Origin of the sequence: Ensifer sp. B1-9, assembly GCF_050474445.1 — a bacterium.
Taxonomy (GTDB): domain Bacteria; phylum Pseudomonadota; class Alphaproteobacteria; order Rhizobiales; family Rhizobiaceae; genus Ensifer.
In genome coordinates, this window is sequence record NZ_JBCHVG010000023.1 from 20,023 (window position 1) to 33,818 (window position 13,796).

13 protein-coding genes and 1 pseudogene are annotated in these 13,796 nt (G+C 61.6%); 5 read left to right on the plus strand and 9 right to left on the minus strand.

Annotation, left to right across the window (positions count from 1 at the left end):
• Window positions 1-62: 62 nt before the first annotated feature.
• The 9 genes from ACQ5BM_RS31165 to ACQ5BM_RS31205 form a co-directional block, all read right to left on the minus strand.
• Window positions 63-707, minus strand: coding sequence for a sulfite exporter TauE/SafE family protein (locus ACQ5BM_RS31165; RefSeq protein ID WP_429819581.1), 645 nt, complete (start codon window positions 705-707; stop codon window positions 63-65).
• Window positions 708-765: 58 nt separating this feature from the next.
• Entirely contained in the window at window positions 766-2,115 is a 1,350-nt protein-coding gene (locus tag ACQ5BM_RS31170; protein WP_429819583.1) for an NAD(P)/FAD-dependent oxidoreductase, read from the minus strand.
• Window positions 2,116-2,132: 17 nt separating this feature from the next.
• Window positions 2,133-3,500, minus strand: a complete 1,368-nt coding sequence (locus ACQ5BM_RS31175) for an NAD(P)/FAD-dependent oxidoreductase (protein WP_429819585.1) — start codon at window positions 3,498-3,500, stop codon at window positions 2,133-2,135.
• Complete coding sequence (locus tag ACQ5BM_RS31180) at window positions 3,497-4,534, minus strand: tetratricopeptide repeat protein (RefSeq protein ID WP_429819587.1); 1,038 nt, start codon at window positions 4,532-4,534, stop codon at window positions 3,497-3,499. Before ACQ5BM_RS31180 ends, ACQ5BM_RS31175 begins: the two co-directional genes overlap by 4 nt.
• The gene (locus ACQ5BM_RS31185; protein WP_429819589.1) at window positions 4,531-5,319 is read right to left on the minus strand and encodes an SDR family NAD(P)-dependent oxidoreductase; all 789 of its coding nucleotides are present in this window, start codon (window positions 5,317-5,319) and stop codon (window positions 4,531-4,533) included. The genes ACQ5BM_RS31180 and ACQ5BM_RS31185 overlap by 4 nt, the downstream gene beginning before the upstream one ends.
• A 63-nt stretch (window positions 5,320-5,382) precedes the next feature.
• On the minus strand, window positions 5,383-6,162 hold the full coding sequence (locus tag ACQ5BM_RS31190) for an acetoacetate decarboxylase (RefSeq protein WP_429819591.1): 780 nt from the start codon (window positions 6,160-6,162) through the stop codon (window positions 5,383-5,385).
• A 2-nt stretch (window positions 6,163-6,164) separates the two neighbouring features.
• Window positions 6,165-7,283 carry a DUF4331 family protein gene (locus ACQ5BM_RS31195; protein ID WP_429819593.1) on the minus strand — a complete coding sequence of 373 codons (1,119 nt, stop codon included), beginning with the start codon at window positions 7,281-7,283 and terminating at the stop codon, window positions 6,165-6,167.
• A 24-nt stretch (window positions 7,284-7,307) separates the two neighbouring features.
• Window positions 7,308-8,726, minus strand: coding sequence for a Dyp-type peroxidase (locus ACQ5BM_RS31200; protein WP_429819595.1), 1,419 nt, complete (start codon window positions 8,724-8,726; stop codon window positions 7,308-7,310).
• Window positions 8,727-8,809: 83 nt separating this feature from the next.
• Window positions 8,810-9,451, minus strand: a complete 642-nt coding sequence (locus ACQ5BM_RS31205) for a hypothetical protein (protein ID WP_429819597.1) — start codon at window positions 9,449-9,451, stop codon at window positions 8,810-8,812.
• A gap of 226 nt (window positions 9,452-9,677) precedes the next feature.
• Here ACQ5BM_RS31205 and ACQ5BM_RS31210 point away from each other — a divergent pair, with 226 nt between their 5' ends.
• From ACQ5BM_RS31210 to ACQ5BM_RS31230, 5 genes and pseudogenes are all read left to right on the plus strand, one after another.
• Entirely contained in the window at window positions 9,678-10,364 is a 687-nt protein-coding gene (locus ACQ5BM_RS31210) for a TetR/AcrR family transcriptional regulator (RefSeq protein ID WP_429819599.1), read from the plus strand.
• A 117-nt stretch (window positions 10,365-10,481) separates the two neighbouring features.
• Complete coding sequence (locus ACQ5BM_RS31215) at window positions 10,482-10,940, plus strand: hypothetical protein (RefSeq protein ID WP_429819601.1); 459 nt, start codon at window positions 10,482-10,484, stop codon at window positions 10,938-10,940.
• Window positions 10,941-11,003: 63 nt separating this feature from the next.
• Window positions 11,004-11,249: pseudogene (locus tag ACQ5BM_RS31220) on the plus strand (ImuA family protein); the annotation flags it as partial.
• Window positions 11,250-11,955: 706 nt separating this feature from the next.
• Window positions 11,956-12,819, plus strand: a complete 864-nt coding sequence (locus ACQ5BM_RS31225) for a transketolase (RefSeq protein ID WP_429819604.1) — start codon at window positions 11,956-11,958, stop codon at window positions 12,817-12,819.
• A complete protein-coding gene (locus ACQ5BM_RS31230; protein ID WP_429819606.1) occupies window positions 12,816-13,790 on the plus strand; it encodes a transketolase family protein in 975 nt (324 codons plus the stop codon). The genes ACQ5BM_RS31225 and ACQ5BM_RS31230 overlap by 4 nt, the downstream gene beginning before the upstream one ends.
• Window positions 13,791-13,796: the final 6 nt, after the last annotated feature.

Genomic DNA, 13,796 nt, shown 5'->3' on the forward strand with positions numbered 1-13,796 from the left:
TGCTAATGGTCGCGACATCGTAGGAGGGGCTGAGCTCCTCACTGCCGACGAATGGAGTGCGTTCAAATGCCCTGGCAGAGCCAGAAGCCCCCGACTGCGATGGCGATTGTCGAAGCCGAAGCCATGAGCAGGTTTTGTACTTTGACGTTTCTGGTGGACGGACGGTGGGCGAGCCAGCCAATGGACGTTGAAAAGGCTGCCATCGCGGCAGTCGTGCCCAGACCGAACAGCAACAGATAGGCCACCGCGTCGGCGTCTGTTGGCAGGGCGAGTGCCGGCACGACGCCGAGCAGGTGCGAACTCCCGGCGAGCCCGTGGATCGTGCCGACCGCGAATGCGGCATGCCTGTGTCGAGCACCATGCGATTGTCCGCGGTGGCAATGGTCGCGAAGAACGGAGCGATCGGTGAATGCCGCCCTCAGTCCCCAGATGCCGATGGCGCAGAGCATGACGCCCACGCAGCGCTCGCCCCATGCGGACACAAGATCGATGGACAGAGCGTCCCGCAGCAGTAGAGCCAGTAACCCCACCCCAGCGACACCCGCGCTATGTCCGACTCCCCATCGAACCCCTGTCCGCCAGGCTCGCGCCTTGGCGTCGACGGCATAGGGTGCAATGGCGGCGAGGTGATCCGGTCCGGACACCACGTGAATGAAGCCAGCGAGGAGCCCGGAGAGGAGAACGGTTGCGAGGAAAATAGGAGTCATGCGGCAGCCTTCGGCGGGGAAGGATTCGTAGGGCAGGGCGTGGTGGGTGCTCGGACCATCAGTCGGGCAATCGAAGGCGCGGCCGGACGCGGGAATTGATCATGTCCGCAAGCCAAATCAGGCCGCCGCGCCAGAAGCCATGCAGCCGCGATTGGTGGCTGCGATAGAGGAGGACGTGGCCGAGCTGGGCCGCGCGTCCGCGGATGAAACCGCCCGTAAACAGACCGAATTGTCCAAGCGAGCCGTAGGCGCCGTAGCCGCCGAGCGACACGATCGAACCGAAGTCACGGAAGGAGAAGGGTGGTAACTCTCGGCCCTGCAGCCAACCGGGAAGATGACGGATCAGGTGCGACGCCTGCTGGTGTGCAACCTGTGCCGCCGGAGGCAGGGGCTTGCCCCCGTCGACCGCCGCAAGACTCGAACAGTCGCCGACCGCGAAGATTGCAGGATCGACGGTCGTCTGCAGGGTGGGTTTCACCACGATCTGGTTGTTGCGCGTCAATTCGAGGCCGTCGTATGCGGCACAGGCGTCCGAACCCTTCACCCCGGCCGCCCACACCTTCAGCTCTGCAAGAATCTGCTCTCCATCCGCAAGTCGAAGGCAGTCGGCCTCCGCGGCGACGACCCGCGCGCCTGTGACAACGGTGACGCCGAGCTTCTCCAAACGTTCGCGCGCGGCGATCGCCACACGCTCGGGGAATGCACCGAGCAGGTTGGGCGACCCCTCGACCAGCGTAACCTTGACTTGATCACGTAGCCCCGCGGCGCCGTAGTGAGCTGTGACCTCGGTGAGTTGGATGAGTTCTGCGGCGAGTTCGACGCCCGTGGCGCCGCCTCCGACCACCGCGATGTGCAGCGTGCCGTCGGCAGCGAGTGTTTCGAGCATGCGCGCCATGACTTCGCGGTTGAAGCTCATCGCTTGCGACCGGTTGTCGATCGTCAGGCAATGCTCGCGCACGCCTGGCGTCCCGAAATCGTTTGCCTGGCTGCCAACTGCCAGGATCAGGGTATCGTAGGGAACGGATCGTTCCGGCAGAATGCAGCGCCCATCGATCTCCAGCGCCCCGAGGCGGACGGAATGTTCCTTACGGTCGATTGCCTTTAGTTCGCCGGGCTCAAAGACGAAGCGGCGATTGCGGGCCTGGGCCACATAGGAGGTTTGCTGCTGCCAAACGTCGGTCGTTCCGGCAGCAATCGTGTGGAGCATCGGCTTCCAGACGTAGGCGGGCTCCCGGTCGACCAGCGTCACGGCAATCGACATGCTGCCGATGCGTTTCGGCAGCTTCGAGGCAATTTCCAAACCGGCTATTCCGCCGCCGACGACCAGGACGCGGTGAGGCCTCGTCATCATGGCTTGCCGCGAAAGGGTTTCACTGAGCATATGAGAGATTCTTGATGGTTTCGGCATCTAGCTGCTCCAAATCGTCATGGACGAAGCACGACAACGTTTGAGGTTTCAGTTGAAGTGTCTTCGGCCACTTGCGGGCGCGCCCGACGAGCCATCAGCCCGGCTGGCTCGACGATCAGCCGCCCACTGCGGCGAAAGGTGACCAGAAGGCGGGCCCAGTTTGCCAGGATGGAAAGCCTTGCGTGGCCCCCGCCTGACAGAGTGCGAAGATGAAGCAGACCCCACATCAACCAGGCAGGATAGCCGGTGATCGAACGACCCCGAAATTCCGCGATGCCAACATGCCGGGAGACGGTCGCCAGCTTGCTCGGTGTGAATGCTTCGTAGGGCTTGGGAGGAGCCGTGCTTGCTAGCCGGGCGGCGATAACTTTGCCGACATATCGGCCCTGATGCTGGGCAACCGATGCCAGGCCCGGCACCGGCCGGCCATCACGGCCGACCACATGGGCTGCATCACCTATGACAAAGCAGTCGGGATGACCCGGCACCGAAAAATCATTCAGCACTGCCACCGTTCCGTTCGGTTCGACATTCGCCCCGAGTGTGCGCGCCACCGGCACGCCCTCGACGCCGGTGCACCACAGGACGGTCGCCGCCTCGATGCGCTCGCCGCCGACGGTGACACCCGTCGCGTCAACATCGGTGACGGGAGCACCCAGCCTTACCTCGACACCCTGACCTTCCAGTGCACGGGCGGCGTAGGCCGAATGTCGCTCGCTGAATGCGGGCAGCAATCTCGGTCCAGCCTGGACAAGCACGATGCGCGCCTTGCGGAGGTCGATGTTTCGAAAGTCGGATGCCAGCGTCCTTTGGGTAAGCTCGCTGATCGTGCCCGTGATCGCGGCGCCCGTCGGCCCGCCACCCACGACGACCACCGTCATGTCGCGCGCCTGCTTCATGGGATCCGGCTCCAGTTCCGCGCGCTCGAATGCCCTTAGAAGACGGTTTCGGGCCGCGACGCCGTCTCCGAGCGACTTCAAACCAAGCGCATGCTGCGACCATTCCCGCTCGTGGCCGAAATAGCTTGTCTGCGCTCCCGTCGCGACCACGAGGATGTCATAGGCCAGAGGGTCGCCTTCGTTCATGATGACGGCCCGGCGACGCAGATCGATGCGCGTCGCCTCTCGCATTTCCACCCGGACGTTGGGCAGCTCGTGCAGTAGAGAACGGATAGGCGTGGCGATTTCCGCAGGCTCGAGGATCGACGTGGCGACCTGAAAGAGGAACGGCTGGAAGAGATGGTGATTGTTGCGGTCGACGAGCGTGACGTCCGCGTCGCTGTTGCGCAACGCGTGGACTGCCGCCATGCCCGCGAAGCCGGCTCCGATGACAACAATCCTGCGACGCGATGTCCGGTTCGCCCCGGCGGATATCTGAGCGTTCATACCGCGACCTCGCGAACAGGTGCGCCTTCGGCCGCGTTGCTTGCACGAGCAAGCAGCTTTCGTGATCTCGGCGTGTCGCGGAGCTTGAAATTCGCCAGAGCAAGCTCGAATGCCCGCTTCGGACGATTTCCAATTCCCATGAAGAAAGCCGCCGCATGGTCTGCATAGGCTTCAGGCCGACGCGCCAGAAGCAGTTCATATCCTTCCGCCGCACACTTCGCTTCTTCCCTGGCCGCCCCGGCGTCGCCAAGGGCATCGAGGATCTCCGCATGCACCGCGCGATACTCAGGGTCGTCGGAGGTTTCGACGAGCGACGCGACGAGAGCTTTCGCAACATCCGGCTTTCCGCGCGCGAGCGCTACTTCCGCTCGATGCCCGCGTCCTGGAACGTGCGCAGGCAGGATCACCTCGAGGTCTGCAAAGACTGCCTCCGCGCGGTCCAGGTCGCCGCGGCGCATCGCGCTCACGCCCCACTCGAAGAGAAGTTGGCCGCAGGGAAATGGGGAGATGCCGTGGTCGGCCGCGGCGGCATCTCCGTAGCAGACTTCCGCCGCGGCCCAGTCACCCATTTCGGCCAGCAACGTCGCGAGGCTACCCAGCGTGTTGATCGCCGGATCGCGCTTCGCCAGTCTTTCACGTAAGACCAGCGCTTCCTTGTAGCGCCCGGTCGCCTGCAGCAGGGCAGCCCGTTCTGCGTCGATTTCCTGTTTTGAGTAGCCAGCCAGGAGCGCCCCGGCGAGAAGCCCTTTTGCTTTCTCGAACAGGTGGAAGCGACCGGCGATCTGGGCGCGAACATGGAGCGCGCTTGCGGATCCGGGCGCAAGGGCAACGGCCTCGTTGGCGATTGCCTCGGCGCGGTCGTGGTCCGTGATGCGACCCAAGAGGTCACCGCGAAGGAAAAGGAGCTTCGAAAGCGCCAGCAGCTTTTCCGGATTTGCACCGTCGCTGCGGTCGCGCTCGAGGCTGCCGATCGAGGCCGACAGGTTGGCGACGGCGATCCGCCCGCTCGTATAGCGCCGGGGATCGGTCATCATGCTGCGGCGTCCTTGATACCCGTCAAGAGCGCCGGATAGCCCCGCGTCAGCGAACCACCGTCGATCGCGATCGTGTCGCCATTGATCGATCTTGCCTTGTCGGACGCGAGAAACACGGCGGCCGCGCCGATTTCTTCCGCTGCAACGGCACGGTTCATCGGAATGACGCCGAGGAAGAGGTCGCGCATTGCAGGGTTCTCAAGCTCCTTTCGGGTCAAGGGTGTTTCCACCAGACCCGGAGCGATGCCGACCACCCGGATCCCGCGACCGCCGAGCTCAAGGGCGCCGCAGCGGGTGATCATGTCCACCCCGGCCTTGGCCGCGCAGTAGGCCGCCTGGCCTTCGCCGGCTTGGCGCGCGTTCACCGAGGAGATATTGATGATTACGCCCGGACGTCCCTGCTCGATCATGATGCGGGCGCCGTGCTTGACCCCAAAGAAGACGCCGCCGAGCGTCACGGCCTGGACGGAATGCCACTTGTCGGCAGTCAGCTCGGTGATTGGCGTGATTGCACCGAATCCTGCGCAGTTGACCACTATGTCCAAGGATCCGAAAGCTTCGCGGGCTTGCCGCAGCGCTCCCTCGACCTGTCCCTCGTCGGAGACGTCGGTAACGCGGCCGATGGCGCGACCGCCAAGTTCGCGGGTAACATCGTCCAGTGCCTTTGCGTTGAGATCGCACAACAGCACGCTCGCGCCTGCCTCGATAAACGCCGTCGCGATCGCTCTGCCGATGCCGGATGCGGCGCCAGTCACGACGGCGCCCTTGCCCTTGAGTTCATTCATGGTCAATTCTCCATTGATGGCGGTAGGATGGCTATCCGGCCGCACAGGATTGTCTGATGAAGCCTAGCGGCGCTGGGCCTCCAGGTAGTCGTAGACGACTTCTCCGTCGCTGAGCGTCATGTCCCAGAGATGCTGGCGGCCTTCGAGGACGCGTACGACCGGGAGTGCCGCAACCGGGCAGCCGACATGCGGGACCATGAACAGTTCCGCGGGTCCGCCCCATGCGCCCTTCAACCTGACATCGTAGAGATTGACCTTCACGAGCTGCGCCACCTTCGGCGTGTAGTTGTCCACGTCGGGAAGGAGCTTCAGCACGAGCTGAGGGGCCTGCAGCTCCTGCTCGATCTCGCCAAGGCGGTTCGAAAGGTCGACCGAGCGATACGGCATGGTGGCAAGCGCGACCTGCGTGCCTCCATAGGAGAGAGTGCCGGTCAGCACCTCCCGGACCGCCTTCAGCTCGGGCTCGCCGTGCCGCTTCGGAAAGCCGAGGATCTCGCGGCCGGCGAGCGTTGGCGACTCGCTGTTGAGGAACGCCTGGAAGACGTAGGTCACCGGCCTTCCCTCGAAGGTGCAGGCGACCGAATGGCCGATCTCGACATACGGTCCGAATCCGCTGACCTCGGTCATGTTCCGCCATTCTATGGTGACGCGGTTCCCTTCGGCGGGCTCGAGGGGCCTTGGAACGACGGCGCGCACGGCCTCCGCGGTGCTCTCGTAGGTGACGATGAGCTGATGCATGTCCTTGTAGTGCCAGGGCCCGCGCGGGTAGCTGGGCCTTAGCGTCGACATCACTGGATACCGAAGGAACCAGTCGGTACTGCCATTGCCTTTGACGTTGTCCATGTTCAATTCTCCACAAATGCGGGCATGGGAAGATCCGTGCGCCGGTTCGGCTCGCGCACGTAGGGAAAGACCAGAGCCGCCGGCTTGGTTGGGCCGTCGACCCCGTCGCCCAGCCGCTTGCCGTGGCCGCTGTTGACGAAGAGCGTCAGCATCTCGTCCAGGATGTCGTCGTCGAGCCAGCGGCCGCCGGCGGTCGCGTGAGGTCTATGCTCGAGCGCCGCGTGTTCGATCTCCAGGAACCCTCCCGGGGCGAAGGGACGAGAAAGATCCAGGACCAGGTAGTCTTCCATCAGCAGATCGAGCGCGGGGTGGCGCCTGTCGGCAGCCGGCGGCCACGTAGTTGCGCCGTCGAGAGCATCAAAGAACGCGAGGGTCGCAGCCAGACGCGCCTCGTAGAGCGGCCGATAGTCCCGGGAGAGGGAAAACGCGTCCTCCCTGTTGTAGAGGTCGCGAAGTTCGACGCCCTTCGGCTCGCGCGTCGCGTTGGACAGCATGACGTTCTTGATTTCCGGCCGGCCGACCCGTTCGAGCCGGATGGGCTTGCCGCGCCGCGCGACAACGGTTTCCGCCACGGCGGCAATGAGGGTGACACCTTCGAAACCCTCGACAATCGATGCTGCCTCGACCTCGACTACGATCGACAGCACGTCGCGAAACTGTACGGTATTCGTCCCTTTCTCGCTGAAGGAGAGCTTGCCCGAAAGGTCAGTGCGGATGGTAGCCTCGACGTCCATGAAGAAGGGGTCACTGACAAGTCCCGCGAAGACTCGCATGCCGTCCAGTTCCAAGGATTCGCCAACAACGAAGTCCGCCTCGCGCCCGTCCGAGGTGATGACGGTCCCTTTCTGAACCGCGGTCACGCTCGGCACATCTCGGAAGCGAACGTCGATCGTACGCTCCGCCGGGCCGTGCAGGAATTTGCCGGCCGATCGGAAGAGCGGCCGCAGTCTGAAACGGTAGGTGACGACATCGCTGAAAAAGGCCTGCTCTGTAGCCATCGGAAACGCGTTCATGATCAGGACAAGATTGCCTGGACGCTCCGGGCTGGGAAAAGCGTAGAAATCGGTGATGTCCGCCGCTGGATCGTCCATCACGGCAGGGCCGCTGAAGTGATCTGACATTGAATTGATCTCGTTTTGTTGATTTCAGAATTTTTGTTCGATGATGCCCTTGAGCGCGTTGACGCCGGGCACGAACAGGTATTCACCGCCCTTGACGGTCACGAAGTTCGGCAAATCGAACAGGAACGGCCGTTTGGCGCCGGGCACCATCATCTGCGAGCCGGTGCCACCGACGCCGGCGATCGGATCCCGCTCATCACGGTCAAGTCCGATAAATTCGCCGCCGGCCATCCACTCTTTCTGAATGAACTCGAATTGCCGTTCGATATCCGCCTGGATCAAAAGTTGGACGAGTCCACGGTCAACGCCGTCGTCCTCGAGCACTCCCTCCGGCAATCGGGGGCCATACTCGACGCCGCGCCGGATCAGGCGATGTCGCCTGACTGTCGTCGCGCGCTTCAAAGGCGTCTCGCGCGGATTGACCCGGCGCAAATGCGAGCCAAGCGGGCACCGTTGCCCATGGTCATCGCCTGCATAGCTGAAGTTGTTGCGGCGCAGCGGGTCGGACGCGATCTCTGGATCGTCGGCCTCGGGTGATAGATCAAGAGGGCAGCCGCTTCGCCACCGGCCCATCATCTTAGCTGCGACGAGATCCTGATGATACGGATCGTCAGCATCGTATAATCCCTTTGCGGCCTTGGCGAGATATCGGCGAAAGGCCGCCACGTCCTGATAGAGCTTGCGGAACACCATGAACGTTCCGTTCACGCGGAGTTCGAAGGGCTCAGGCCGCGGTACGTTATTTGCGCCGGACTCGTCTTCATAACCCAGCAAGAACTCACCTGGCTTGAGTGGCCGCCACGTCCCATCGGGTTCAAGCACACCGTCACCTGGATAATGTGGAGCATCGGCTCCCTCGATGGGAGGCTGAGAAATGGGATCTGCAAACCCAAAATGCTCGCCCTCCGAACCAATGCCGTTTTCATTGGCGAGCGCGGTCGTGTCCTGGACGAAGCGAACCTCCACGCCACCAGTGGCGTCCATCACCGCCCGCATTATGTCCGTTGCCTCTTCCCGACCCTCTTCAGAATCCGTACGAAAATATGCCATCGCATGGATGTCGGCGGTGCCGAGGCCACCTTCCCAGAACTGTGGCGAATTCGGTCCCACGTCGCCCACGAGAGATGCGCGAGCGCGGATACCCATTTGGAACGCTTGCGGAAATGTATCCAACGAGCGCTGGGACAATCCGAGCACCTTCAGCCCTTCATAGGTGAAGCCGATATTGACGGTGAAGCGTGTGCCATGTTCCTCGGACCGGGCGTTGACTCGGTTAAATATCTCGCGGAGCCAGGTGCGCGCTCTCACGCCATCGGTGAATGTGATGAAGACGTGGCGTCCGTACCGCATCAGTATGGGCGCAACGATGTTGTCTTGGATGTCCGATAGATTGGCTTTGAGATCAGCGGACGTCAAAATCGGCGAAGATGTTGTGGCGAGCATGTTGGACTCCTTGTGGGCGGGTCGCCGAAATTCGGGGGATCGACGCAGAGAGCGGTTTCTTGCGTCGATCCTGAGGGCAGCAGTTATGCCGCCTTTTTCAGACCCAGCCGCTCGGGCACGTCCGTAAACTGCGGCTGATTGCCGACATCAGTGTCGATGGCGGCAGCGCTGCGAACATGATCGAAGGGTTGGGCCAGCTCGCCAAGGAAGGCATTGACCTTGTCTTCGAGATTGCCGTCGCCTTGGGCGACTGCGCGCTGGAATTTCTGCGTCTTTGCGTACCAGTCGGCCTGCTTCTCGATCTGGCTATTGCTGAGGCCGGGGAAAGCATCGTAGCAGGCGAGCGTCTTGATCTGGCCGCGCGCGATATACTGCACAATGTCATGTGCCGTTGCCTGCGGGCCGGTAGGGCAGCCGATGCACTGGCCCCAGATGCACTCGAGATTCTCCCTGCCATTGAGAACGAAGTCATCGAAGTACTTGTCGAGGTTGCTGTCGAACTGCGAGATGAAATAGAGAGTGGGCCCGAATTCGGTGCTGGTGCCGACGAACCAGCGCGCCGCCCTGATCAGGCCGAGCAGCGTCGTTGCTTCCGCGAAATTCAGCACGGGCGGCGTCCAGAACTCATTGTATGCGAGCGTATTCGTGAGCTTGACGAGGTCGGCTTCCGGCTTGAGGGGCCACATGCCCATAAACTCATGCACCTCGCGCTCGCCGTCCTTCATGAGCAAACCGGGGTGACGTAGATCCCACTTGGCACCGCCGGAGCTGGTCTCTGCCGTCTTTCCCAAGCTGCGGTCTTGATAGTTCATCTGAATCTCCAATCTGGATGGGTTTAACGGGCGCTGCCCGATGTTGACAATGACCACTTAGGAGCTAGAGTGGACAATGTCAACATTGAGTCGGTCACAAAATGTTGACACGGGCAACATTGCAACCTAATGGATGAGTATGAGCAGGACCAATTCGACCGCAGATCAGCGCCCCTACCATCACGGGGATCTCCACAGGGCCATCGTAGATGCGGCCCTTGAAGTTCTAAGCGAATCCCAAAGCACGGAGTTCTCGCTCCGGGAGCTCGCCCGGCGGGCGGGCGTCAGCCACAATGCGCCCTACAAGCACTTCGCCGACAAGCGCGAGCTGCTGGCAGCCGTTTCGGCGGTAGGGTTCGAACTTCTGGCAGAGCGGATGGCCAAAGCCACCAAGGATCTTGGCAGTCCGCGCGAGCGACTGGCTGCCATGGCACGCGCCTACGTCTGTGGCGGCGTTCATAATCCTGCGCTCTACAGATTGATGTTCGGCGGCTACCTGACGGGCCAGGATAGCGACCGTCCGACGATAGAGAGGACCGCTGCCTACAGGATGAAAGCACTGATCGTGGATGCGATGAGCGGCGGCGCCTTGGGGTGCGAGATTCCGAACACCGCCGAAAACGAAAGCAAGCTCGACGGTGCCATCCTGGTGTTCTGGTCACAGTTGCATGGCCTGACGCTCCTGTTGGTGGACCGTCTCGTGGGGCCAGCCGATGCGCTGCGCGAACTGACCGACAGTGTCTTGCAGGCGATGCTGAACGGATTGGCAAATTACATTCCGGCGATACCGCCAGGCGTGTGGGTGGGCCCTCCGCTCGCCGACTAGACAGGACCTCATAACGCGCTCCCGACACGCCGACATCTGCCCAGTTTGCAAGGTCGGCTGCTATAATTGGCACAGCGTCGTTACAACCGGGCTAGCTTCCTTTGAGAGGACAAACTCTTGAGCGAATACCTATCTGCTCTGATGGGGCTCGCCGGCGTCGCGATCGGTAGCCTGACATCCTTCATCACCACCTGGACAACCCAGCGATCACAGGCCAGGGAAAAGCATCGCGACGCCGAGACAGCCAAGCGCGAAAAGCTCTTCTCCGATTTCATAGCGGAAGCCACGCGACTCTACGGCGACGCAATCAGCCACCAGAAGGACGATGTCTCCGACCTCGTATTTTCCTATGCGCTGGTCGCCCAGATGCGCCTCCTTTCATCACGCCCAGTTGTCGACGCGGCCGAGTTGGTGATGGAAAGGATCGTCGAGACCTACCTGGCACCCAATCGCTCCCTCTCTCAGATCAAGGATATGGCTCGATCGGGCGCATTGAACGTTTTACTCGAATTCGGTGAGGCTTGTCGGGTTGAGCTGTCGGCAGGTCGGCGTCCTGCCGGATTATTTCGCCGATGAGATCACCATCCCAGCCGTTTCCTTGCGAAATTGCTTGCAGCGGACTGAATCCATGGGGGCATAAAGCGCTCCAAGGGAAAGGTCCTCTGGTGTCTGACCCGGCCCGACTTGTTCGCGCCGGCCGTGTCGCAGGCCGGACTGCATCCGGATCGCGTTATCTATTGCGAAGGCGACAAGGACGAGGATGTTTTGGCCTCGATGGAGGAGGGCTTGTCCTTTGGTGGCTTTGGAGCGGTCGTCGGCGAGCTGGTTCGTCTGCCCATGACTGCTTCCCGTCGTCTCCATCTTGCGGCTGAGAAGACCGGAAGTGCCTTTTGGCGCATTGCTGACGACGGTGCTCTGGTGCTCAAAGCTGCCAGCGCCGCATCACTTTCGGTGGTATTTGCTACATAATTCCGCGAATTCGACACTCGCCAGCATGGCGTGATAGGCTGTCGCAGCAGCCGGCTGCGATTTTGGAGTCGCAAGAGCCCAGAATTTGCTCGGCCAACGCCGGACTGGCGGGCTCGGGGCGGATGAAGAGACAGGTACAGTCCATTCTTCCGGACCTGCCAAAGCAAGCACACCGGAATCCAGGTTGTCTTTTACGAGACTGTACGGGGGCCCAGGCGATGCCTTTCTCTTCGCCCGAAACGCCTTCAACACAACGGAAATCCATTGTGGGTTGCGAGCGATGATAGGCACGGAGCCAGAAAATCGACGCGGCCACTCCGAGGAACGGTATTTCGTTCCTGGGGCACGCCTCACGTAAGCGGCGGTCTGCTCCGATGCAGGCTTCGGCAATTCCGAGTTGCCTTTGTAATTTAGACGGCAATAGCCGGCCCAGCCGTGATCCTCTGCATTCGTTTCTCGCTCCGCCGACAGCAGGCCCATCGACAGGTGGGAACTGCCACCGCCGCGCTGTTTAAAAAATTGTTGCGCTCCTGCAGATTCCCTATATCTTATAACTTATAAGTTAGAGAACAGCGGGAGCACATTCTTGTCAGCGTCGCCTATTTCAAGCGGCCATCCTGTGATGGCGCGCAACAACGACCCATTGTCTGATCAACAGCTGCAGTACCTGCGCGAACGTGCGCGGTTCGTCCGACTCGAAACGATCAGGCTCATCTCGATCGCGAAGGTCGGGCATTACACCTCCGTCTTCTCCTGCGCCGAGATATTTGCCGCGCTCTACTACGACGTAATGCGGATCAAGAAGGGCGAGCCTGCCTGGGCGGAACGTGACCGCTTCCTCATGGGGAAGGGACATGCGGCCGTTGGTCTATTTCCAATTCTAGCGGACCTCGGGTTCTTCGATCCGTCCTGGCTGGACACCTATACGCGGCTCGGAAGCCCCCTCGGCGATCACCCTGATATGACCAAGGTCCCCGGTGTCGACTTCAGCTCGGGTTCCATCGGGCACGCCCTGTCAAATGGCGTCGGAATGCTCCTCGGCGCGCGCTTCCAGAAACGCGACTTCAATGCGTACGTGCTGTTAGGCGACGGGGAGATGCAGGAGGGCCAGGTTTGGGAGGCCGCTCTTTCAGCTTCCAGCCACGGGCTCTCCAATCTCATCGCGATCGTTGATCGCAATGGCTATCAACTCGACGGAAAGGTGGACGACATCCTTGCCGTGGAACCTCTCGACGAGAAATGGCGCGCGTTTGGCTGGGAAGTCCACACGGTGAACGGCCACGACTTGCATGCGCTCACCACTCTGCTCCGCCAGGTGAAGGCCGACAAGAGCCGGACCCGGCCCTGCTGCGTCATCGCGCAGACAGTGAAGGGAAAGGGCATTGATTACATGGAAACCGAGCCTGGTTGGCATCTCGGATACCTCGGCGCGGAAGACGAAACCAACGCCCGCGAAACGATCCTCAATTCGGTGATTTCACAATGAACCAGCTGATTTCCAAGGACTCGTGGCAGTACCGCGAAGTCAACCGCCGCGCTCCGTCGCTTCCGACCCTGTCAAACGCCCTGATCGAACTTGCGGAAGCTGGTTATCCGGTCATGGCCGGGACAGCGGATCTGCAATACTCCAACGGCCTAGTGGCTTTTGCACAGCGCTATCCCGAGCGCTTCGTCCAATTCGGCATTTCGGAGCAGAACATGGTCTCGGCTGCGGCTGGAATGGCGACAACCGGCGTCATCCCTTATGTCGCCACGTTCGCCTCGTTTCTGGCGCTGCTCTGCTGCGAGCAGATACGCATGGACGTCGCCTACTGTAAGCAGCCGGTTCGCCTGATTGGACACCACACTGGCATCTCGCTTGGTTTCTACGGGACCTCGCATCACGCAACCGAAGACATCGCGATCACGAGGAGCATCGCGAACCTCGCGGTGGTCTCCACTGCCGACGGACCCGCACTCGCGGCGGCTCTCAAGGCGACAGTCGACTACCCGCTGCCGATCTACTTTCGCATCCACCGCGGTCACGACCCGGTCGTCTACGAGAACGGCGTCGAATTCCAGCTCGGCAAGGGGATCGTCCACGGAATCGGTACCGACCTCACGATCATCGCGGCGGGCTATCCGGTCCATGGAGCGAAGAAGGCCATGGAAGAGCTCAACGCGGCTGGTCACTCGGTCGGCCTGATCGACATGCATTCCATCAAGCCCCTCGACGAGGAAGCCATTATCGAGGCGTCTGCGCGTTCAAAGATCATCCTCACGATAGAAGAACATAACATTCTTGGCGGTCTGGGCGGTGCCGTAGCGGAAGTCCTTGCGGAAAAAGGCAAAGGCGCGCGCCTCGTCCGGCACGGGATCAGAGATGAGTACAGCCTGATCGCGCCTCCGACCCACCTTTACAGACACTACCGCCTCGACGGTGACGGCATCCGAGCTGTCGTACTCGAGAACATTTAGGGGGAC